The sequence below is a fragment of the Bradyrhizobium sp. USDA 4011 genome, assembly GCF_054063415.1.
The window spans coordinates 1238355-1259693 of record NZ_JBSSGG010000001.1 but is presented as its reverse complement, the minus strand read 5'-3'; the positions used below and the strand labels follow the sequence as shown (position 1 = coordinate 1259693).

General features: G+C 65.3%; 22 protein-coding genes. 16 read left to right on the top strand and 6 right to left on the bottom strand.

Annotation, left to right across the window (positions count from 1 at the left end; genetic code table 11):
- Positions 1-76 precede the first annotated feature (76 nt).
- From ACVW1C_RS06015 to ACVW1C_RS05990, 6 genes are all read left to right on the top strand, one after another.
- Positions 77-2206 carry an acetate--CoA ligase family protein gene (locus tag ACVW1C_RS06015; protein WP_456757620.1) on the top strand — a complete coding sequence of 710 codons (2130 nt, stop codon included), beginning with the start codon at positions 77-79 and terminating at the stop codon, positions 2204-2206.
- Positions 2207-2479: 273 nt separating this feature from the next.
- Positions 2480-3277, top strand: a complete 798-nt coding sequence (locus ACVW1C_RS06010; RefSeq protein WP_456757619.1) for a sterol desaturase family protein — start codon at positions 2480-2482, stop codon at positions 3275-3277.
- Positions 3264-3641: a hypothetical protein gene (locus tag ACVW1C_RS06005; protein WP_456757618.1), complete on the top strand. Its 378-nt coding sequence runs from the start codon at positions 3264-3266 to the stop codon at positions 3639-3641. Before ACVW1C_RS06010 ends, ACVW1C_RS06005 begins: the two co-directional genes overlap by 14 nt.
- Positions 3642-3653: 12 nt before the next feature.
- Positions 3654-3851, top strand: coding sequence for a hypothetical protein (locus tag ACVW1C_RS06000; protein WP_456757617.1), 198 nt, complete (start codon positions 3654-3656; stop codon positions 3849-3851).
- 28 nt (positions 3852-3879) lie between these two features.
- The gene (locus tag ACVW1C_RS05995; protein ID WP_456757616.1) at positions 3880-4188 is read left to right on the top strand and encodes a DUF6166 domain-containing protein; all 309 of its coding nucleotides are present in this window, start codon (positions 3880-3882) and stop codon (positions 4186-4188) included.
- A 36-nt stretch (positions 4189-4224) separates the two neighbouring features.
- Complete coding sequence (locus ACVW1C_RS05990) at positions 4225-5334, top strand: Zn-dependent alcohol dehydrogenase (RefSeq protein WP_456757615.1); 1110 nt, start codon at positions 4225-4227, stop codon at positions 5332-5334.
- Positions 5335-5338: 4 nt separating this feature from the next.
- Here ACVW1C_RS05990 and ACVW1C_RS05985 read toward each other — a convergent pair whose 3' ends face one another.
- Positions 5339-6097: a GntR family transcriptional regulator gene (locus ACVW1C_RS05985; RefSeq protein ID WP_456757614.1), complete on the bottom strand. Its 759-nt coding sequence runs from the start codon at positions 6095-6097 to the stop codon at positions 5339-5341.
- 116 nt (positions 6098-6213) lie between these two features.
- Positions 6214-7626, bottom strand: coding sequence for an MFS transporter (locus ACVW1C_RS05980; protein WP_456757613.1), 1413 nt, complete (start codon positions 7624-7626; stop codon positions 6214-6216).
- Positions 7627-7989: 363 nt separating this feature from the next.
- Between ACVW1C_RS05980 and ACVW1C_RS05975 the strand changes: the two genes are divergently transcribed.
- From ACVW1C_RS05975 to ACVW1C_RS05960, 4 genes are all read left to right on the top strand, one after another.
- A complete protein-coding gene (locus tag ACVW1C_RS05975; RefSeq protein ID WP_173641891.1) occupies positions 7990-8397 on the top strand; it encodes a hypothetical protein in 408 nt (135 codons plus the stop codon).
- Between the two features lie 153 nt (positions 8398-8550).
- Positions 8551-9333 carry an NYN domain-containing protein gene (locus tag ACVW1C_RS05970; RefSeq protein ID WP_456757612.1) on the top strand — a complete coding sequence of 261 codons (783 nt, stop codon included), beginning with the start codon at positions 8551-8553 and terminating at the stop codon, positions 9331-9333.
- A 218-nt stretch (positions 9334-9551) separates the two neighbouring features.
- Entirely contained in the window at positions 9552-9941 is a 390-nt protein-coding gene (locus ACVW1C_RS05965) for a DUF1236 domain-containing protein (protein ID WP_456757611.1), read from the top strand.
- 181 nt (positions 9942-10122) lie between these two features.
- Positions 10123-11184 (top strand): ketopantoate reductase family protein, encoded by a 1062-nt coding sequence (locus tag ACVW1C_RS05960; protein ID WP_456757610.1) that lies wholly within the window; start codon positions 10123-10125, stop codon positions 11182-11184.
- Between the two features lie 134 nt (positions 11185-11318).
- On the opposite strand, the gene ACVW1C_RS05955 is transcribed toward ACVW1C_RS05960, so the two are convergent.
- Entirely contained in the window at positions 11319-11921 is a 603-nt protein-coding gene (locus ACVW1C_RS05955) for a thiamine pyrophosphate-dependent enzyme (protein ID WP_456757609.1), read from the bottom strand.
- A gap of 8 nt (positions 11922-11929) precedes the next feature.
- On the bottom strand, positions 11930-12490 hold the full coding sequence (locus ACVW1C_RS05950; protein ID WP_456757608.1) for a thiamine pyrophosphate-binding protein: 561 nt from the start codon (positions 12488-12490) through the stop codon (positions 11930-11932).
- 185 nt (positions 12491-12675) lie between these two features.
- Here ACVW1C_RS05950 and ACVW1C_RS05945 point away from each other — a divergent pair, with 185 nt between their 5' ends.
- The 4 genes from ACVW1C_RS05945 (at position 12676) to ACVW1C_RS05930 (ending at position 16487) form a co-directional block, all read left to right on the top strand.
- The gene (locus tag ACVW1C_RS05945; RefSeq protein ID WP_456757607.1) at positions 12676-13641 is read left to right on the top strand and encodes a Bug family tripartite tricarboxylate transporter substrate binding protein; all 966 of its coding nucleotides are present in this window, start codon (positions 12676-12678) and stop codon (positions 13639-13641) included.
- Positions 13642-13645: 4 nt separating this feature from the next.
- Positions 13646-14542, top strand: a complete 897-nt coding sequence (locus ACVW1C_RS05940) for an amidohydrolase family protein (protein ID WP_456757606.1) — start codon at positions 13646-13648, stop codon at positions 14540-14542.
- Positions 14543-14557: 15 nt separating this feature from the next.
- Positions 14558-15607 (top strand): hydroxyacid dehydrogenase, encoded by a 1050-nt coding sequence (locus tag ACVW1C_RS05935; RefSeq protein WP_456757605.1) that lies wholly within the window; start codon positions 14558-14560, stop codon positions 15605-15607.
- A 664-nt stretch (positions 15608-16271) separates the two neighbouring features.
- Positions 16272-16487, top strand: coding sequence for a hypothetical protein (locus ACVW1C_RS05930; protein ID WP_456757604.1), 216 nt, complete (start codon positions 16272-16274; stop codon positions 16485-16487).
- 112 nt (positions 16488-16599) lie between these two features.
- Here ACVW1C_RS05930 and ilvD read toward each other — a convergent pair whose 3' ends face one another.
- On the bottom strand, positions 16600-18444 hold the full coding sequence (gene ilvD / locus ACVW1C_RS05925; RefSeq protein ID WP_456757603.1) for a dihydroxy-acid dehydratase: 1845 nt from the start codon (positions 18442-18444) through the stop codon (positions 16600-16602).
- Between the two features lie 207 nt (positions 18445-18651).
- Here ilvD and ACVW1C_RS05920 point away from each other — a divergent pair, with 207 nt between their 5' ends.
- Positions 18652-19209 carry a carboxymuconolactone decarboxylase family protein gene (locus ACVW1C_RS05920; protein WP_173641902.1) on the top strand — a complete coding sequence of 186 codons (558 nt, stop codon included), beginning with the start codon at positions 18652-18654 and terminating at the stop codon, positions 19207-19209.
- 4 nt (positions 19210-19213) lie between these two features.
- Complete coding sequence (locus ACVW1C_RS05915) at positions 19214-20077, top strand: SDR family NAD(P)-dependent oxidoreductase (RefSeq protein ID WP_456757602.1); 864 nt, start codon at positions 19214-19216, stop codon at positions 20075-20077.
- Between the two features lie 240 nt (positions 20078-20317).
- Here the strand turns inward: ACVW1C_RS05915 and ACVW1C_RS05910 are convergent, their stop codons facing one another.
- The gene (locus ACVW1C_RS05910) at positions 20318-21325 is read right to left on the bottom strand and encodes a LysR family transcriptional regulator (protein ID WP_456757601.1); all 1008 of its coding nucleotides are present in this window, start codon (positions 21323-21325) and stop codon (positions 20318-20320) included.
- Positions 21326-21339 lie beyond the last annotated feature (14 nt).

Genomic DNA, 21339 nt, shown 5'->3' with positions numbered 1-21339 from the left:
TTTGGGCGTCGACCGACCTTGACAATTACGTTTTTGGCATACCAAATGCCACAAAATCTGTCCCAGGAGGAAGCCAATGTCAAATTCGAAGGATGCGGTCCGCAAAATTCTCGATGCGGTCAGGGCCGACAAGCGCACGAGCCTCACCGCGCCCGAAGGCAAGGTGGTCTGCGACGCCTACGGCATTCCGGTGCCGAAGGAGGGCGTCGCCAAGTCGGCCGCCGAGGCTGCCCGGATCGCCTCCGACATGGGCTTCCCCGTGGTGATGAAGATCGTCTCGCCCGACATCCTCCACAAGACCGAGGCCGGCGGCGTCGTGGTCGGCGTCAAGAACGCCGCAGACGCCGAGAAGAGCTACGAGGCGATTCTGGCCAACGCCAAGAAATACAAGGCCGATGCCAAGATCGAGGGCATCCAGGTCCAGCAAATGCTGGGCGGCGGCACCGAGGTGATCGTCGGCTCGATCACCGACGGCTCGTTCGGCAAACTGGTCGCCTTCGGCCTCGGCGGCGTGCTGGTCGAAATCCTCAAGGACATCACCTTCCGTCTCGCGCCCGCGACCAAGGACGATGCGCTGTCGATGCTCGACGGCATCCAGGCGCATGAGATGCTGAAGGGCGTGCGCGGCGGCGAGCCGGTCAATCGCGAGGCGCTCGCCGAAATCATCGTCAAGGTGTCGCAGCTGGTCAGCGATTTCCCCGAGATCGTCGAGCTCGACCTCAATCCGGTGTTCGCCACCAGCAAGAACGCGATCGCCGCCGACGTCCGCATCGTCGTCGACTTCGACTACAAGCCGCGCCCGGCGCCGCGCCCGACCGAAGAGATCGTCGCCGCGATGAGCCGCATCATGCAGCCGAAGGGCGTTGCGGTGATCGGCGCCTCCGCCGAGGACGGCAAGATCGGCAACTCCGTGATGAAGAACCTCATCAACGGCGGCTACAAGGGCGAGATTTATCCGATCCACCCGAAGGCCGAGGAGATCCTCGGCTACAAGGCCTACAAGAGCGTCAAGGACGTGCCCGGCGTGATCGACACGGCGGTGTTCGCGATCCCGGCGAAATTCGTCGCCGGCGCGCTCGTCGAGTGCGGCGAGAAGAAAATCCCCGGCGCAGTGCTGATTCCCTCGGGCTTTGCCGAAGCCGGCGCGCCCGAATTGCAGGCCGAGATCGTCGAGGTCGGCAAGAAATACAACATCCGCCTGATGGGGCCGAACATCTACGGCTTCTACTATACCCCGGCCAACCTCTGCGCCACGTTCTGCACCGCCTATGACGTCAAGGGCCACGCGGCGCTGTCGTCGCAGTCGGGCGGCATCGGCATGGCGATCATCGGCTTCTCGCGCTCGGCCAAGATGGGCGTGTCGGCGATCGTCGGCCTCGGCAACAAGTCCGACATCGACGAGGACGATCTGCTCGCCTTCTTCGAGCAGGATCCGAACACCAATTTGATCGCGCAGCACTGCGAAGACCTGAAGGACGGCCGTGCCTTCGCGGAGGCCGCCAAACGCGTCTCCAAGAAGAAGCCGGTGGTCGTGTTGAAGGCCGGCCGCACGTCTGCGGGTGCGAAGGCGGCGTCGTCGCACACCGGCGCACTCGCCGGCAACGACAAGATCTATGAGGACGTGTTCAAGCAGTCCGGCGTGATCCGCGCGCGCTCGCTCCGGCAGCTACTCGAGTTCGCCCGCGGCGTGCCGGTGCTGCCGACGCCGAAGGGCGAGAACGTCCTGATCATCACCGGTGCCGGTGGCTCCGGCGTGCTGCTCTCGGACTCCGTCGTCGACAACGGCCTGTCGCTGATGCAGATGCCGCCGGATCTCGATGCGGCGTTCCGCAAGTTCATCCCGCCGTTCGGCGCGGCCGGAAATCCTGTGGATATCACCGGCGGCGAGCCGCCCATCACCTACGTCAACACGGTGAAGCTCGGTCTCTCCGATGAGCGCATCCACGCACTGATCCTCGGCTATTGGCACACCATTGTGACGCCGCCGATGGTGTTTGCCCGCAACATGGTCGAGGTGAAGAAGGAGATGGAGGCCAAAGGCTTCGTGAAGCCGATCGTCGCCTCGCTCGCCGGCGACGTCGAGGTCGAGGAAGCCGCCGAATATCTCTACCAGAACGGCATTCCGGCCTACGCCTATTCGACCGAGCTGCCGGTCGAGGTGCTGGGCGCCAAGTACAAATGGGCCCGCGGCGCGGGACTGCTCTGATCGTCTGATCAGCCGAACACCAGAGGCCGCCCCGGACATCGTCCGGGGCGGCCTTTCATTGGGGCGCTCCCATTCGAGCCTTTGCCGGCGATGGAGGGGGAAGGGCGACATCAGCCCGATCGTTCGAAATCAGCCCCGGCTTTCCTGCTCCGTCTTGCGCCGGTTCCGCGCGTCATCCCTTTTTCTCGACTGCGTCTTGCCCGTCAAGGCAGCTTGCCTTCCGTGTCTGATGTGCTACTGATATGTCAGATAACAATGGTGGAGGGTGCCGCGATGGAGTTGGCTGCAACAGGGATGACCGACCGCCAGCGCAAATATCGCGCGACCTACCGCGAGCGCGTGGTGGGCTGGTACAATGGCTGGCTGCACGTCGTGCTGATCTACACGATCGGCTTCACGGCGCTGTACGTCTACCTGGCCAATGTGCACGACGTGCAATGGTGGGAATACCTCACCATTCCGGTGGTGTTCCTGATTGCGAACTTCTTCGAATGGGCGGTGCATCGCTTCGTCATGCACCGGCCCTCGAACGTGCCCTTGCTGCGCGCGATCTACAGCCGCCACACCCTGATGCACCATCAGTTCTTCACCGAGGAGGAAATGCGCTTCGCCGATCATCACGACTGGCGCGTCACCTTCTTTCCGCCCTATGCGCTCGTGGTGTTTACCCTGATGTCGATCCCGCCGGCGATCGTCGCCGGCCTCGTGATCTCGGCCAATACCGGCTGGCTGCTGATCACCACGACGACGTCGATGTACCTGATCTACGAATTCATGCACTTCTGCTGCCACGTCGAGGAAAATGCCTTCGTGCGCAACATGCCGTTCGTCAACACCATCCGCCGGCATCATACCGCTCATCACAACCAGTCGATCATGATGGAGCGAAACATGAACCTGACCTTCCCGGTGATGGACTATGTGTTCGGCACCTCCGATCTCAATCGCGGCCTGCTTGGCCACATCTTCAACGGCTACAGCACGCGCTATGTGAAGACCGACATGCGACGCACGGCGCGGACGCCGCGGGTCGTGGTGAAGGAGCAATCGGTGCCGCATGCCGCAGCTTGAACCCAATCTCGCCGGCCTCGCCTGGTTCGGCCTGCTGTGGAGCGTGTGCTGCATCGGCTTCCTGCAGCTTGCTGGGATGTATCCGCTGCGCGGACGCGGCGTTCTGCCGGTGACGATGACGTCCGCATTGTGGCTGATGTTGCTCGCCGGCACGCTGGCGTTCGCCCTGGTCGAGCTGCGCTGGACCACCGTCGTTGTGGTGGGCGGTGTGCTGTTCCTGTTCCTGCCCGGGCTGTTTCAGGCGCTGCCGGACTGGTGGCGCGACGGACGCGCGGGATTGCGGCTGTCCTGTTGCGCTATGATCGCGGCGCTGGCGCTGCTGGTCGGCGTGGCCGCACCGTCGTTTCACATCTGGATGACCTGAAGGGAGGTCTCGATGCCAAGCCACATCAAGCTCATGCTGTCGCTGGCGTGCCTCGCCACGGCGGCCTGCGGATACTTCTTCATGGTCTATCTCGGACAGCAGGGACCGAGCTACGCGGTCGCCTTCCTTGGCGTATTCGCCACGGTCGCGATGTGGATATTCCCGGAGGTCGTCAAGAAGGACCTCAAGATGCATCCTCCGGGATCCTGATATGATGCTGCAGCACAGGGAGACTCCGATGGCGAGCTATGCCGGGGACCGCACCATCGACGGCATTTCCGTGCTGGTCGACGGCGAGCCGCTGTCACCGCACTACGACCAGCTTCGTCTCACCGAGCACGGCTTTGAATGGAGCTACGAGGGGCCCGAGCCGGCACAGCTGGCCTTCGCGCTGCTCCATGATCATCTGCGCGACGCGGCCGCGGCGAAGGCGCTGTACGAGAGCTTCATGCGGCGCATCGTCGCCAATTTCGGCAATGAATGGGAGCTCTCCTCGGCAGATCTCGACGAGGCGGTCGCGGCACTGCGATCCGGACAAGCGGCCTAACCCCACGCGGATTTCTCCGCCGGAGAATTCTTTGAGATGACCCTGACCTGTCGCGCGGCGGTGCTGCATCAAAGCGGAACGCCGCTCTCCATCGAGCGCGTCTCGCTTGCTGCACCGATGCCGACCGACGTCGTGGTGAAAGTGCGTGCTGCGGGGCTCTGCCACACCGATCTGGAGGTGATCGACGGGTCGCTGCGCTATCCCTTGCCGATGATCCTCGGGCACGAGGCGGCCGGTGTGGTCGAGGAGGTCGGCAGCGCGGTGCATGACGTGCGCGCCGGCGATCACGTGATCCTGTCCTGGAATCCGCATTGCGGGCATTGCTTTCACTGCGACCGCGCGCAGCCGATCCTGTGCGAGACCTATCTCGCGAGAGGCGCGGAAGGCGTGCATTTCGACGGCGCGTCGAAGGCGCAGCTCGCGGGCGGCGGCAGCCTGGCCCACCTGATGTTCCTCGGCGCGTTCTCGGAATACCTCGTGCTGCCGGCGCAGCAGGCGATCGTCGTGCCCAAGGACATCCCGTTCGACAGTGCGTGCCTGATCGGCTGCGGCGTCATGACCGGCGTTGGCGCCGCGCTGAACGTCGCCGCCATCGGCTATGGCGATACCGTGATGGTTACCGGCTGCGGCGCGGTCGGGCTGGCAGCGGTGCAGGGCGCCCGGCTCGCCGGCGCCGGTGCGATCATCGCGGTCGACCTCGACGATGCAAAGCTTGCGCTGGCGCGGCAACTCGGCGCGACGCAAGTCGTCAACGCGGCGCGCGAGGATCCGGTCCAGTTCGCCAAGGAGGCGACACGCGGGCGGGGCGCCGACGTCATCCTCGAGGCGGCGGGCCATCCCAAGGCGTTTCGGCAGACTGCGGAGGCGGTGCGGCCGGGCGGCGAGGTGATCTGGCTCGGCAAGATCGACGTCACGCAGGACGTGGGTTTCCGCTGGGGCGCGTTGATGGGGGAGAAGCGATTTCGCCGCTCGAGCTACGGCGGCGCGCGGCCACGGCGCGACTTCCCGTTGCTGGCGCAGGCCTATCTCGACGGCCGGCTCAAGCTCGACGAGCTGATCACCGGCCGCTGCAGCCTCGACGGCATCAATGACGGCTTCGAGGCGTTGCGGCGCGGCCGCTCGATCCGCACGGTCGTCGAACATTGAGGGATTACAGCGTCGAACGCGCAAAGCTTTCGATATAGTCGATCAGGCTGTCGGACGCCGCACCGGCGGCGTCGACGCGGCGCTCCGCGACGGCTTCGGCGACGTCGGCATGCAGCCGCGCCGCGAGCGGCAGATCGGCCGCTTCCTTGTAATGCTGGTACCAGAATCGGCGCGACAGGCCGTGCATCAGGCCCATGGCGCGGGAGGCGAACTCGTTGCGCGACGCCGCCGAGATCAATGTGTTGAACTGGTGATCCAGCCGCATGAACAGCAGATCGTCGGACTTTTCCGCCGCACGCCGCATGCCGGCCGCGATCTCGCAGAATTGCGCGCGCTGCTCGCTGGTGGCGCGTTCGGCGGCGCCGCGCGCCATCAGCCGTTCCAGCTCGCGGCGCACCTCGAGCAGCCGGAGCTGGGCGCGCAGGTCGATCTCCGACACCAGCACGCCGCGACGGGCCAGGATGTTGACGAGGCCGTCGCGCGACAGCCGCTGCAACGCCTCGCGGATCGGGGTGCGGCCGATGTCGAGCCGCTTGGCGAGCACGAGCTCGGACAGCGCGGTGCCGGGCGGCAGTTGCAGCGTCACGATCAGCTCTTCCAGCTCGGCATAGGCGCGATCGGTGAGGGTGACGTCGCCTTGCGGGAGACGGGCCTGCGCGGCAGCGCGCGGCTTGCCGGCGGCAGCAGACGATGGCCGCGCCGGCCGGCAGTTTCCTGCTGCGCGGGCGCGCACCGTGCTGGATCGCTTGTTCGAATCGGCCATCGGGATCTTGAGTGCTGCTGTACAGCAGATATCTCACACGCCCCGCTGGCACTGACAAGGCCGCTCGACGGGCGCTACACCGAATCCGGCCGCGTGCAGCGAACCGCAGCGCATCATCAGTGCGAAATGCTCTCCAGCGTGCGGCCGCGGGTTTCCTCGCCGAGCAACAGCACCGCCAGCGCCGCCACCACGAACGCGCCGGCGCCCAGCGCGAACACGCCGCTCTGCCCCGCCGCGGGCAGGATCACGCCGATCACATAGGGGCCGATCAGCGAACCGATCCGGCCGACCGCGGAGGCAAAACCGGTTCCCGTGGCGCGAACATGGGTCGGGTACAGTTCAGGCGTATAGGCGTAGAGCGCCGACCACATGCCGAACAGGAAGAACTGCATGCAGAGGCCGGCAATGATGAGCTGGGTCTGGTCCGCCGCCGAGCCGTAGAAGTGGCAGGCGATCGCGCCGCAGAGCAGGTTCATCACCAGCGTCGCCTTGCGGCCCCAGGATTCGACGAGCCACGCCGAGACCAGGAAGCCGGGGATGCCCGCCAGCGAGATCAGGATGGTGTAGAACACCGATTTGGTGATCGGGAATCCCTTGGCCTGCAGCAGCGCGCCGAGCCACGTGGTCAGACCGTAGAAGCCGAGCAGGGCGAAAAACCACAAGGTCCACAACATCGCGGTCCGCTTGGCGTAAATGCCCGAAAACAGCGTCCTCAGGCCGGTCACTTCGGATGTGGGAGCGGCGGCCTGGCGTACCACCGGCGGCAGATCCTTGCTGCCCAGACGATTCCGGACCCGGCTCTCAATGTCGCGCACGGTCGCTTCGGCCCGCTCGGAATAGCCGTGGGAAGCGAGCCAGCGCGGCGATTCCGGAACGTAGCGTCGCACCACGAGCACGAACACGGCCGGCATCGCTTGCACGATGAAGACCCAGCGCCAGTCGGCGGCCTGCAGCACGAAGTAGGTCAGCAGGCCCGATGCGATGAAGCCGAGCGGCCAAAACCCTTCGAGGAACGCGATGTAGCGGCCGCGGTTGCGGGCCGGCATGATCTCCGAGACCATCGACTGCGCGACCGGAAACTCCATGCCCATGCCGAAGCCGAGCAGCAGGCGGGAAGCGCCTAGCGCGGTTGCCGTCGTCGAGAGACCGCAGCACAGGCTGCCCAAGCCCCAGAAGATCATGCTGACCTGGAAGACGCGGGCGCGGCCGAAACGGTCGGCCAGCAGGCCGGCGGACGCGGCGCCTATGAACATGCCGAGGAAGCTCATGCTGGACAGCAGCCCGGCTTCCGCCGTCGACAGGCCGAAGGTCTGGCGGATCGAGCCGAGCACGAAAGTCAGCGCGGCCAGGTCCATGCTGTCGAAGAACCATGCGGTTGCGATGATACCGAAGATCCATCGCTGATAGGAGGTCAGCGGCAGGCGCTCCAGCCGTGCCGCAATGTCCGCGACCTGCTGGGCTTGCGCGGTGCGCGCGACGGCGGCTGGAGCCCGGCTTCCCGCCGCTGCGGTGACGTCGGAAATGGTCATTGCTGTCCTCCCCAAATGGACGTTGCCGGGCTCTTGTCGGCCCTGTTTCATAAAATGTCACACGGATAGCAGTGATATGTCAATTGGTGATCACACGCGAACTGGCGGGAGCGAGCCGGCCTCCGCGCCGGACAGGGCCGGGGACAAATCGGCGCGTGGCGCGGGCCCGCTGTGATCCGATCGACGTTCGATGCCGCTCGGACGTTCCGAAGCGGCATCAAAGCCCGGTTAACGGCATCTGAGAAATCGAGGCCTGTCCGATAATCCGGCTTTAATGGGGGCCGGCTAAAGGTCTCGTGGTTGCGACGTACCGGATGCCTGGAGGTATCCGATATTGGGTCCGGCGGAGGCGTTTTCCCCATCATGTCAGTTCAGGTCGATTTGGATTTTGCGAGCGACGATCGCGCACGGGCGCAGATCGGCGCGGCGGTGAGCTATCTGCTCAGGGACGCGACCGGCGCCGCGCGGGAGCATGCCGTCGAGATGATTGTCGAGATGGTGCGCGATGTCGCAAGCCGGCCGGCCGGTCTCGAAGCCGCGTCCCTTCAGCCGCTCATGAGCGGCGTCACCTATCGGGATTTTGTGATCGATGCCTACCGGCGCGATGTCGATCGCTGGCGCGCGACCATCCGCCGGTCGAACGGCAAGAAGATCCGGATCGCGTCTCCGCCGTCGGTGCGCGACGAGGCGACGACGACAGCGGATGCGATCACCGCTGAGAAGGCCATCGAGTTCGCGAGGCGCGCGATCGATATGGGCGAGGTGCTCTGACCACACCGCCCGAGGGTGCTTTCGCCGCGAAAGTCCCGGCGATGCCACCGACCCTATGCTTGGGAGGCGCGATGTGCTCCGATGCGACGGCTGCGTCGGTTCCGGAGCCGTCCAGCGGAATCTTGATCCATCCCATCCCGGCAGAGAGAAGCCATGCCTTCCGAACTCCGTTCGCCCCGTCTGGCGGTCCTGATTGACGCCGACAATGCATCTGCAAGGATCGCCGATGCGCTGTTCGAGGAGATCGCCAAGATCGGCGAGGCCAGCGTGCGCCGTATCTATGGTGACTTCTCCAATCCGAGGTCCAAGGGCTGGGCCGACATTCTGTCCAAGCACGCCATCATCCCGCAGCAGCAATTCGCCTATACGACCGGCAAGAATGCATCCGACATTACCCTGGTGATCGACGCGATGGACCTCCTGCACAGCGGCCGGTTCGACGGCTTTTGCCTGGTGTCGTCGGACAGCGATTTCACCCGGCTCGCCGCCCGCATCCGCGAGCACGGCATCGACGTGTTCGGGTTCGGCGAGCAGAAGACGCCGGAGAGTTTTCGGCAGGCCTGCCGCAGGTTCGTCTATACGGAGAATTTGCGCGGCGGGGTGACTAGCAATCAGGATGCGGCGGTGCGTGCCCAGCCGTTGCAGCCGCCGGACGCCGCCACGCCCATCCTCAAGAAGGTGATCGGCCAGATGGCCAGCGAGGACGGCTGGGTGACGCTTGGCGAGGTCGGACGGCAGCTGGCCAATCTGGCGTCGGATTTCGATCAAAGGACTTACGGCTTCCGCACCCTGAGCGAATTGGTGCGCAGGACAAATGCCTTCGAGATCGAACAGCCCAAGGGCGGGACGACGCGAATCCGCATCAAGCAGACGGCCGCACCGCCTCCAAGACGGCGAACGCCAAGACGACGAGCCGATCAAAAGCCGCCGGCATGAAAGGCGCGCAGCGCGCTCCCGCTCTGAACCATCTCTGAATCTGAACCAATGATGAATGCCGCTTCGGGCACGATCCGGAGCGGCATTTTTCATTTTTGCTGGAACTAAGGCGAGTTGCAGTGGAACTGGAATTTGCGCGCAAGTTGTCGCGTTGGAACTGGAACGTCTCGTTCCCTGCGATGTTGAAGGGGCGTCTCATAGCTCGGAGGAGGAGAATCATGAACAAGCGTTTTGCCGTGTCCCTTGTCGCCGCTGCGTCGCTGCTCGCGTCCGGCTCGGCTTTCGCACAGTCCACGACCGCGGCGGGCGCCGCGAACGGTGCGCGAACCGGTGGCGAGATCGCAGGCCCGGTTGGCGAGATCGTCGGCGGCACGGTTGGTGCAGCGGTCGGCGCCGGCCTCGAGATTCCGAATGCGGTGATCACGTCGATCCCGCGCGACGAGCCGTCGGTCGTGGTGCGCGAGCGCGTCGTGGTCGGCGAACCGCTGCCCGACACCGTCGTGCTGCGTCCGGTGCCGCGCCACACCGAATATCGCTACGCTGTCGTGAATGATCGCCGCGTGATCGTCGAGCCGCGCACCCGCCGGGTCGTCAAGATCATCGACTGATCGCGCTGATGTGTCCAACTGCAAAGATCCTCGCGGGCTTGTCGCCCGCGGGGATTTTCGCATGGCACAGGCCCGCTTTTTTCATGAGGCGCCTGGTTGGCCTGACGGCGCGATCGCCTAGACTGGTCCGCAACAAGCGGACGCAGCCAGTGTCCGCACCAAACAAGAGCAGGGTAGAAACATGGGTCGGAAGATCGCGATCGTCGGCGCCGGTGCGGTCGGCGGCTATGCCGGTGCGCATATGGTGCAGGCGGGTGAGGACGTCACCTTCATCGATCCCTGGCCCGAGCATGTCGCGCACATGCGCAAGCACGGACTGCGCGTCACGCATGCGATGGATGTTGCGGAGTTCTCGGTGCCGGTGCGCGCGCTTGATGTCACCGACGTCCAGCAGCTGGCAAAGGAAAAGCCCGTCGACATCGCCTTCGTCTGCATGAAGTCCTACGACACCGCCTGGGCGACCATGCTGATCCGGCAATATCTCGCGCCGGACGGCTATGTCGTCTCGCTGCAAAACTGCATGAATGAAGAGACGATCGCTGGCATCGTCGGCTGGGGCAAGACGCTCGGCTGCATCGCGAGCAGCATCACCGTCAATCTGCCGGAGTCCGGGCACATCCACCGCGGCGCCGGCAAGGGTGGCACGGCGCACACCGTGTTTCGCGCCGGCGAGGTGCATGGCCGCATCACCGCGCGGGCGGAGGAGGTCTGCCGCCTGGTCGGCTACTCCGATAGCGCCAAGGTCACCTCCAATCTCTGGGGCGAGCGCTGGTCCAAGCTCGTCGCCAACGTGATGGGCAACGGGCTCTCGGCCTGCACGGGCCTAGCGGGCGGCGAGGTGCTGCAAAGCGAACCGCTGCGCCGCTTCTCGACGCGGCTCGGCAGCGAGGCGATCCGAGTCGGCCAGGCGCATGGCTATCAGCTCGAAGAGATCCTGCATCTGCCGCCGGAGACGATCGCGCGGGCGGGCGAGGGCGACGCGGCCGCGACCCGCGCCTGCGACGAGCAGCGCTTCAAGGATAGTAAGCGCACTTCATCAGCGCAGCGCCCCTCGATGGGCCAGGACATGCAGAAGGGGCGGCGCACCGAGATCGAATTCCTCAACGGCTTTGTGGTGCGCGAGGGCGAGAAGCTCGGCCTCGCCTGCAATGCCAACGCCGCGCTGACCGACATCGTCAAGCGCGTCGAACGCGGTGAGCTCGCGCCGGACCCACGGCACATCACGGAGTTGCGGATGAATTGAGGGCGAACGCCTTGGGGTCGATTGCCGTCATTGCGAGGAGCGAAGCGACGAAGCAATCCATCTTTCGGCGTAGCGGCGAGATGGATTGCTTCGCTACGCTCGCAATGACGGGCGGGGATGTCGCGGCAGTTCGCTCACAGCAGCTGCCTGACTCCCATCCCGTGCATGAAGCGCTCGCGGATCTGCACGGGGTCGCGCCTTGTCGTGCCGGTGCCGGGCTTGTCGTCGATGCGGACGCCGATCAGCGTCGGGCCGGAGGCCTGTTTCGACTGTTCGATCAGCCGCTCGAAATCGTCCTCGTCGGCGGCCCAGGAGCTGTTCGCGATCCCGCTGGCGAGCGCGACCGCGACGATGTCGGTATGAACAGCCGCCGGCGTCGGCTGACTGCCGGTGATCTGGTAGATGCCGTTGTCCATCACCACCATGGTGAGATTCTTCGGCGCCAGCGTCGCGATGGTCGAGAGGCAACCGAGCTGCATCAGCAGCGAGCCGTCGCCTTCGAGCGCGAACACGCGGCGCTTCGGCTGCGCCAGCGCGACGCCGAGCGCGATCGGGAACGCAAGTCCCATGCTGCCCAGCATGTAGAAATTCTCAGGGCGGTGGCCGGCGGCCCAGAGATCGAAGTTGGTGTTGCCGATGCCGCCGATCACGGCCTCGTCCTTCAGTCCGGCGACGAGGCGTCGGGTGAGATCGAAGCGGTTCATCACCTTGGTGTTGCGCGCTTGTGTGCTGGTCATGGCTGATCTCACTTGTCGAAGGTCTTGCCGCCGGTGAGCAGCGGCGAGAGGATCAGCGCCACCGGCGCCTGGGTGGTGATCGCCTGCTTGATCGAGCGGTCGGCGATGAATTCGAGCTCGTCGAGCCTGGTGATGGTGTGATGTTCCATCGCCAGCGAATCCAGCACCGGGCGCATGGTGCGGCAGACCAGCGCCTGGCCGTAGTTGAACTCGCCGAGCGTGCCGCGCTCGGAGACGAACATGATCAGCGGGATCTGGTAGGGCACGGCGAGCGAGGCCAGCACATTGGCAAGCGTGGCAAAGCCCGACGTCTGCATCAGCACGGCGCCGCGCGTGCCCGCCATCCAGGCGCCGGAGACGATGCCGACGGCCTCTTCCTCGCGCGCGGTCGGAAACGTCGTGAAATACGGATCGGCGTGCAGGTCCTTGATCAGCGTGGTCAGCACCCGGTCGGGCACATAGGGCACCAGCTTGATCTCGTTCCGCTTCAGCGTCTGCCGCACGATGCCGTGCCAGGTGGTCGCCGACTGGGCTTTATCCTTGGACGAGGCTTGTTCCGCGGCCGCCATCCTGTTCTCCCTCTCGCGCGACGCTGATGATCGCTTGCGCCATGAAACTTGACGCGGTGCGTGTGATTGTCAACATGTCGCGCCCGCAACGCGATCTGCGGAATTGGACCATCGCAGCGTCGAACCGGCATGCCATACAGGCGGTAACGCTCAAGGGAAGAACGATCACGGGACGGGAGGCGTCGATGGCCGGATGGGTCTGGCGGACCGCCATTGCGGCAGCAGCCACGGTCGTGGCCGGCCTTGCGTCCGCGCAGCCATATCCGGCAAAGGCCGTTCACATTCTCGTCCCATACCCGCCCGGCGGCGGCGTCGACGTGCTGACGCGGACGCTGGCCGAATCCGTGTCGAAAACCTGGACGCAGTCGATCGTGGTCGAGAACCGGCCGGGCGCCGGCGGGGTGATCGCCTCGCAGGCGATCGTGAGCTCCGCGCCCGATGGCTACAACCTGATCATGGTGGCGAGCGGCCACGCCACCAATCCGTTCCTCTATCCCAAGCTGCCGTACGACACGTTCAAGGATTTTTCGCCGATTTCGCTGCTCGCCTCGTCGCCGAATGTGCTGCTGGTGCGCGCGGACTCACCGTACAAGTCGGTCAGCGATGTCATCGCCGCTGCGAAGGCGAAGCCCGGCAGCCTGTCGTTTGCCCATGCCGGCAACGGCACCTCGACCCATCTGGCCGGCGAGCTCTTCAACAGCCTTGCCAGGATCGATCTCAACGCGATCCCCTACAAGGGCGGCGCGCCTGCGATCAACGATCTGCTCGGCGGACAAATTCCGATGTCGTTCAACAACGGGCCGGAATCGGTCGGGCAGTTGCAGGCCGGCACGGTGCGCGCGCTGGCGGTGACGACGGGCTCGCGTGCGCCGTTCCTGCCCGACGTGCCCAGCGTGTCGGAGGCCGTGCCGGGCTATGACACCGAGGTGTGGTGGGGCCTGCTCGGGCCCGGCGACATGCCCGCTGATCTCGTCGCGAAGATCTCGCATGATTTCGTCGCGGCGGTAAATACCGATGCCATGAAGGAGCGTCTCGGAAAGCTCGGCGCGATCCCGATCGGCTCCACGCCGGACCAGTTCGCCGCCAAGATCAAGGCCGACTACGACAAATGGGGGCCGATCATCAAGGCCGCCGGCATGAAGGCGGAGTAAGTCGATGGCTGCGCCCGAGATTCCCGCCTGCCTGCCGCCGCGTCCGGTGACGCCGCCGCGAGAAAAGCTGCCGCCAAAGGCCTGCGACACGCATGCGCATGTGTTCGGCCCCGCGGACCGCTTTCCCTATGCCGCCGATCGCAGCTACACGCCGCCGGACGCGCCGCTCGCGACCTATCTCGGCATGCTCGATGCGCTGGGTTTCACCCGCGGCGTGCTGGTGCAGGGCAGCGCGCATGGCCACGACAATTCGGCGATGCTGGATGCGTTGCAGCACGAGCCGGCGCGGCTGCGCGGCGTTGCGGTGGCCGATGCCGATGTGGCGGCGGGCACGCTGCGGCAATGGCATGTGCTCGGCGTGCGCGGCTTGCGCTTCAACCATTTCTTCCGCGGCGGGCAATTGCATTATCGCGGCGGCATCCCCCTCGATGTCGCCAAGACGCACGCGGGCGTGATGGCCGAGCTCGGATGGCATCTGCAGCTCTGGATCGACGTGAAGGATCTGCCTGACACGGTCCCGATGCTGAAAGCGCTGGGTCTGCCGGTCGTCGTCGACCACATGGGCCGCACCGATGCTGCCTCCGGGATCAACACCACCGGCTTCCAGAGCCTGCTGCGCGCGGTCGGCGAGGGCTGGTGCTGGGCCAAGCTCTCGGGCGCACATCGGCTGAGCCGGCGAGCGCCGGACTATCCGGATGCGCGGCCGTTCCACGAGGCACTGGTATCAGCCAACTCCGAACAGCTGGTGTGGGGCGGCGACTGGCCGCATCCGCGCGTCGAGGGCGAGATGCCCGACGCCGGCCATTTGCTGACGCTGTTCCAGGAGTGGACGCCGGACGCCGCGACCCGCCACCGCATCCTCGTCGACAATCCCGCACGACTCTATGGCTTCCCAAACTGAAAGCTGCCCGAAGACATGACCGTCAACAACAAGCGCGTGTTCTACGTCAAATACCTCGCCCACGAGATCTACGTCGACATCCTGAAAAAGCGGCCGGATGTCCGGCTCGACCGTCTCGAGAACGAGACGCCGGAGGCGCAATTCGCCCCCGTTCTGGCGGACGCGCATGCCTACCAGATCGGCGCTGCCCGCGATGAGCTGGCGCCGCATTTCCATGCCCATGCGGAGCTGTTGAAGCGCGCGCCGAACCTTCTGATCGTGTCCTCGAACGGCGCCGGGTTCGATCCCGTCGACGTCGATGCCTGCACGGCTGCGGGCGTACTGGTGGTCAACCAGTCCGGCGGCAACGCCAACTCGGTCGCCGAGCACGCGCTCGGCATGATGCTGACGCTGTCGAAGCGCATCATTCAGTCCGATCGCAGGCTGCGGCGCGAGGCCAACGTCAACCGCAACGACCTGATCGGCAACGAGCTGAACGAGAAGACCGTCGGCATTGTCGGCCTCGGCAATGTCGGCCGCCGCATCGCCGAGCTGTGCAAGGGTCTGCTGCACATGAAGGTGATCGCCTACGATCCCTATCTCACGGCCGAGGAGATGGCGAAGCGGGGCGGGCAGAAGGTCGAGCTCGACGATCTCCTGCGCCGCGCGGACTTCGTCTCGATCTCCTGTCCGCTGGACAACAACAGCCGGGGCATGATCGGCGCGCGCGAATTCGCGCTGATGCAGCCGCACGCCTATTTCGTCACCACCGCGCGCGGCTTCATCCATGACGAGAAGGCACTGGAAGAAGCACTGCGGGACAAGCGCATCGCCGGCGCGGGCCTCGACGTCTGGGCCAAGGAGCCGCCGCCGCCGGATCATCCCCTCTTGCAGTTCGACAATGTGCTGGCGAGCCCGCACACCGCCGGCGTCACCCGCGAGGCGCGCATCAACATGGGCCGCATCGCAGCCGAACAGATCCTCGATGCACTCGACGGCAAGCGCCCGCCGCGCATCATCAATCCAGAGGTCTGGCCGGTTTACGCCAGAAGGTTCGAGAGGGCGTTCGGGTTCATGCCGGGGTAGGTCGACGGTCGTTGCTGTCAGGCCTCCGCCTTGCGGGGCCGCGGCAGCGCGCGGCCAAAATATCGAAAACAACCCCATGCAAAGGAGATGACGGCTGCCGGCGGTTCGACCAGGCAACTTGACGCGTCGGGCAACTCAGGGGTAAATTTCCAATATCCAGAAATTGTGCAAGCGCCCGGCCTTGCGGGGAGAGTACCGCAAGGGCGGAGGGAACTGTCCCGCCAGTGCGTGCCTCACGCAAACGGCCAGTCGTGCGAGCGTTGTTGCGCGCGCAAAAACACCGGAGAAAATTTCCTTCGTCGTAGCCTCGATCGAGGCAATAAACCCACTGCCAAAGCACCACCTTACAACGCGTCCGTTGTTATTTCCCCTGAGATATCGACGACTTAGCCTGAAGTCGCCATTTTCCCTTTCTGCCCGCCTGTTCTGGGCACGGAAGGAAGAAGTTCATGCGACAGGTCCAGTCATTGCTCCGCAACGCGCCCGCCCGGATCGGCCGCCGTCTTGCGCAGATCGTCGCGATCGCCGCCGCCAGCCTGCCGCAGGCCGGCGCGTAGTTTTCCATCCCGCGGCGGCGCACCCGAGTCGAATTTACTCAACCCCATTCCGCGTTAGTGCTAACGTGGTACCCCCTAGGCTCTGCCGGCGCAGCAGGGAGGGTTCCATGTCACGCTTCGTCGTTCAGTTCATGAAGGACGTGCTCGGCGGCAACGGCCGCCAGCGCGAGGTTTGCCAGGGCGAACTCGAGGTCGACGCCTCGAGCGAAGGCCAGGCCACCGAGATGGCCAAGCTCAAATTCTGTCAGGAACAGGCGCTCTGCGACTGGTCACTGCACGCCGACCGCATCCGGATCGAAGCGGCCGACTTGCAAGTGAATTAATGCGTCCAGAGCCCCGTTCCGATCGAATCGGAACGGGGCTCTGGATTTTTTGTTTGACGCGATTTGTTGACGCGAACCGGTATCCACTTCGCGCTCGAAACGCTTTGGCCGATTACTCCGGCAGGATGCGCACCGCACCCTTCGCCGCGCTGCTTGCGAACGCCGCATAGGCCTTCAGCGCGGTCGAGACCGCGCGCTTGCGTGGTGCCGCCGGCTTCCACGCCGCATTGCCCTTGGCTTCCATCGCCGCGCGGCGGCGCTTGAGCTCGGCATCGTCGACCTTGAGGTTGACCTTGCGGTTCGGGATGTCGAACTCGATGATGTCGCCTTCCTCGACCAGGCCGATCAGGCCGCCTTCGGCGGCTTCCGGCGAGACGTGGCCGATCGACAGGCCGGACGATCCGCCGGAGAAGCGGCCGTCGGTGATCAGCGCGCAGGCTTTTCCGAGGCCCTTCGACTTCAGATAGCTGGTCGGATAGAGCATCTCCTGCATGCCGGGGCCCCCGCGCGGACCTTCATAGCGGATCAGCACGACATCGCCGGCCTTCACCTTGTTGCCCAGGATGGCTTCGACCGAAGCATCCTGGCTCTCGAAGATGCGGGCCGGGCCGGAGAACTTCAGGATGCTCTGATCGACGCCGGCGGTCTTCACGATGCAGCCGTCCTCGGCGAGGTTGCCGAACAGCACGGCGAGGCCGCCGTCCTTGGAGTAGGCGTGCTCGGCGTTGCGGATGACGCCCTTGGCGCGATCGACATCGACGTCGTCGAAGCGGCGGTCCTGGCTGAAGGCTTCCTGGGTCGGCACACCGCCCGGCGCGGCGCGGTAGAAATTGCGCACCTTGTCGCTCGTGGTCCGCACCACGTCCCAGCGGTTCAGGGCGTCCTCGAGCGTCGCGGCGTGCACGGTCGGTCCATCCGTCGTGAGCAGCCTGGCGCGATCAAGCTCGCCGAGGATCGCCATGATGCCGCCGGCGTGATGCACGTCCTCCATGTGGACGTCCTGCACCGACGGCGCCACCTTGCACAGCACCGGGACCTTGCGCGACAGCCGGTCGATGTCGGCCATGGTGAACGGCACCTCGCCCTCGCGCGCCGCGGCGAGCAGATGCAGCACGGTGTTGGTGGAGCCGCCCATCGCGATGTCGAGCGTCATCGCGTTCTCGAACGACTTGAAGTTCGCGATGTTGCGCGGCAGCACCTTGGCGTCATCCTGCTCGTAATAGCGGCGGGCGAGATCGACGATCAGATGGCCGGCCTCGACGAACAGGCTCTTGCGGTCGGCATGCGTCGCCAGCACCGAGCCGTTGCCGGGCAGCGCGAGGCCAAGCGCCTCGGTGAGGCAGTTCATCGAATTCGCGGTGAACATGCCGGAGCAGGAACCGCAGGTCGGGCAGGCCGAGCGCTCGATCACCTCGACCTCTTCGTCCGACACGTTCGAATCGGCGGCCGCGACCATCGCATCGATCAGGTCGACGGCGCGCTTCTTGCCCTTGAGCAGGATCTTGCCCGATTCCATCGGGCCGCCCGAGACGAACACGGTCGGAATGTTGAGGCGCAGCGTCGCCATCAGCATGCCGGGGGTGATCTTGTCGCAGTTGGAGATGCAGACCATCGCGTCGGCGCAATGCGCATTGACCATGTATTCGACGCTGTCGGCGATCAGTTCGCGCGAGGGCAGGCTGTAGAGCATGCCGTCATGGCCCATCGCGATGCCGTCATCGACCGCAATGGTGTTGAATTCCTTGGCGACGCCGCCGGCCTTCTCGATCTCGCGCGCGACGAGCTGGCCGAGGTTCTGCAGATGCACATGTCCCGGCACGAACTGGGTGAAGGAATTGACCACCGCGATGATCGGCTTGCCAAAATCCTCATTCTTCATGCCGGTGGCGCGCCACAGGCCGCGTGCACCCGCCATGTTGCGGCCGTGGGTGGTTGTGCGGGAGCGATAGGCGGGCATCGTAAATCCTTCTCAAATCCTTGGGCTATGGGCGCTTTTTAAGGAGATGGCAGCCCTTATGCCCGCCCGCAGCAGCCGATTCAAGCGCGGAACCGCATGGCTGAACCCCGCAATTCGGGCAATGCCGGGTGGTCGGCTTGATATCGGTTAGCCCAGTGCATTAGGTGGACGCACGAACAGCAAGAACAACGAACAAGGGAGAGACGCGTGGCAAGGCTGCCTCTGATTGATCCGGATACCACGAGCGGCGACATCCGCGCGGCGTTCGACCGCATGCCGGTCAAGCTCAACATCTTCCGCATGATGGCCCATGCGGAGGCCAATGCGATGCCCCTGATGCGGCTCGGCAATTCGATTCTGCACAAGCAGAAGCTGTCGGCGGTCAACCGCGAGCTCCTGATCCTGCAGGCCGCGCAGCTCGAGGGCGGCGCCTATGAGTGGCGGCAGCATGTGCCGATCGCGCTCGGCGTCGGCGTTACGCAAGCGCAGATCGATGCCGTCGAGCGCGGCAGGTACGACGATGCCGCGCTCAATGCGGCCGAGCGCGCGCTGCTCGGCTTCGGCCGCGAGGTGGTCGAGAAGGTCCGCGTCGGCGATGCAGCCTTTGCCGCTATGCGCGAGCATTTCAGCGATCAGGAGATCGTCGAGGCGATCGTCACGCTCGGGTTCTACATGATGATGGCGCGGCTGACGGAGGCGACCGAGACCGATCTCGATCCGGCCGCCGGCATGGCTGTCTATGAGGGTGGCAAGAAGCGGGGTTGATGGGATGTCCGAGACTTCGCAAGAGGCCAAGCAAGACACGAAGCCGGAGCGCTATGTCCGTCCGCTGAGCGCTGAGTCCTCGGGCATGGCGCCGGGCAGGGGACGCCTCAACGGCCGCCGCGTTCTGGTGGTCGGCGGCGGCCAGCGTGTGTTCGATGCCGCGACCGATCCGATCGGCAATGGCCGCGCCATGAGCCTGCTGTTCGCGCGCGAAGGCGCCCATGTCGCGGTCGCCGACCTCAACCGTGGCTCCGCCGAGGATACGGTCGCGCGTATCGCGGCTGACGGCGGTCGCGCATCCGCAATCGCCGCCGACGTTACCAAAGAGATGGATGTCATCAGGATGATCGACGAGGCGCATCACGCCATGGGCGGGCTCGACGGCATGGTGCTCAACATCGGCACCTTCGGCAAGACCGGGCTCGACAATGTCAGCGCGGAGGAATGGAACAGGATCTACGACGTCAATGTCCGCGGCCCGATGCTGTGCTGCCGCGCGGCTCTGCCGAAATTCGAAGATGGGGGCTCGATCGTCTTCATCTCCTCGATCGCGGCGCTGAAGGCGGGATCGCAGATGGCGGTCTACGATTCCTCCAAGGCCGCGCTCGGCGGTTTGATGCGCAACATCGCCCATACCGGCGCGCGGCGCGGCATCCGCGCCAACCTGGTCTATCCCGGCTTGGTCGACACTCCGAACGGCCGCGAGGCCGGTGCGGGCCGGCCATCGCGCGGCAAGAGCCATGTCCCATTCGGCCGCCAGGCGACGGCGTGGGAGATCGCCTATGCGGTGCTGTTCTTCATGTCCGATGAGAGCGTCTACGTCACCGCACAGACGCTCGCGGTCGATAGCGGACTGAGTGGGATGTAGCGCATGATGAAGTCAGGTTGAATACCGGCCACGACGGCGCTGCGCTCCCTCGCCCCGTTCTTACGGGGAGAGGGGTGGGGTGAGGGGCTGCTGCCGCATACTTCGGTAACAGCTGGATTTGCGGAGGCTCCCCTTCGCCCGGAACGCATCTAACGATGCGTTCCGCCCTCTCCCCGCAGGCGGGGCGAGGTGAAGTGCGGTCCGCTGAGCGCTTCGGAGCAAATTCGATGCGGCGCTCCGCTATTCCGCGGCGAGGCCGGTCGGCACCGGAATGCTTACCTTCGGCCGCGCCTTGGCCGCACGCCGGTTCTTCTTGCTGAAGCGGCTGCCGGCGAGCAACGCCGCGGCGGCGCGCAGCTGCTCGCGCAGCCATTGATTGGTGGTGTCGCCCTCGGCGGTGGCATGCCAATAGAGATAGTTGACGTGCGGGCTGATCGGGAACGGGCAGGGGAAGCACTGCAACAGCCCGGGATTCTCCAGCACGGAGGCGGCGCTCTCCGATGCCGTCAGCAGCATGTTGCTGCGGCTCACCACATGGCAGGCAGTCGCGAAGTTCTGGCAGGTCAGGCGCACGGTGCGCGTCAGGCCGAGCCGCTGGAACTGGAAGTCCTCGAACGACAGGCCGCTGCGCCGCGACGTCACGCAGACATGTTCCATGCGCAGGTAAGCCTTCTTGTCGAGCCGTGTGCCGAGCTCGGGATGGCCGCGCCGGGCGAACACCGCGATATGCTCGGTCAGGATCTGCTCGCGCCGCACCTCGGTGGAGAGCGGCAGCAGCGTATCGATCGCGACGTCCAGCGTGCCGGCGGCAAGCTCCCGCTCCAGATTGTTGCGCTCGCTGCGCACTGTGGCGATCTCGACCAGCGGCGCGACGGCGCTGATCCGGTTGATCAGCGCGCTCAGCATCGGCGCCTCGAGATTGTTGCGCAGGCCGATCACGAAGCGCTTCGGCGTCCTGGCCGGATCGAAGCGGTTGGTGTGGGTCAGCGTCGTCTCCAGGCCGTTGAGGGCCTGGCGCACGGTGGTGATGATCTGGCGTGCCAGCGGGGTCGGCGTCATCACGTGATGGCGGCGCACGAACAGCGGATCGTTGAACATCGCGCGCAGCCGGCTCAGCGCATGGCTGACCGCGGGCTGGGTCAGATTGAGGCGGAAGCAGGCGCGGCTGACGCCGCCCTCGGTGTAAATCGCGTCGAACACGACGAACAGGTTCAGATCGATATCGCGCACATGCATGGAAATAATCAATCCGTATCCGCCGA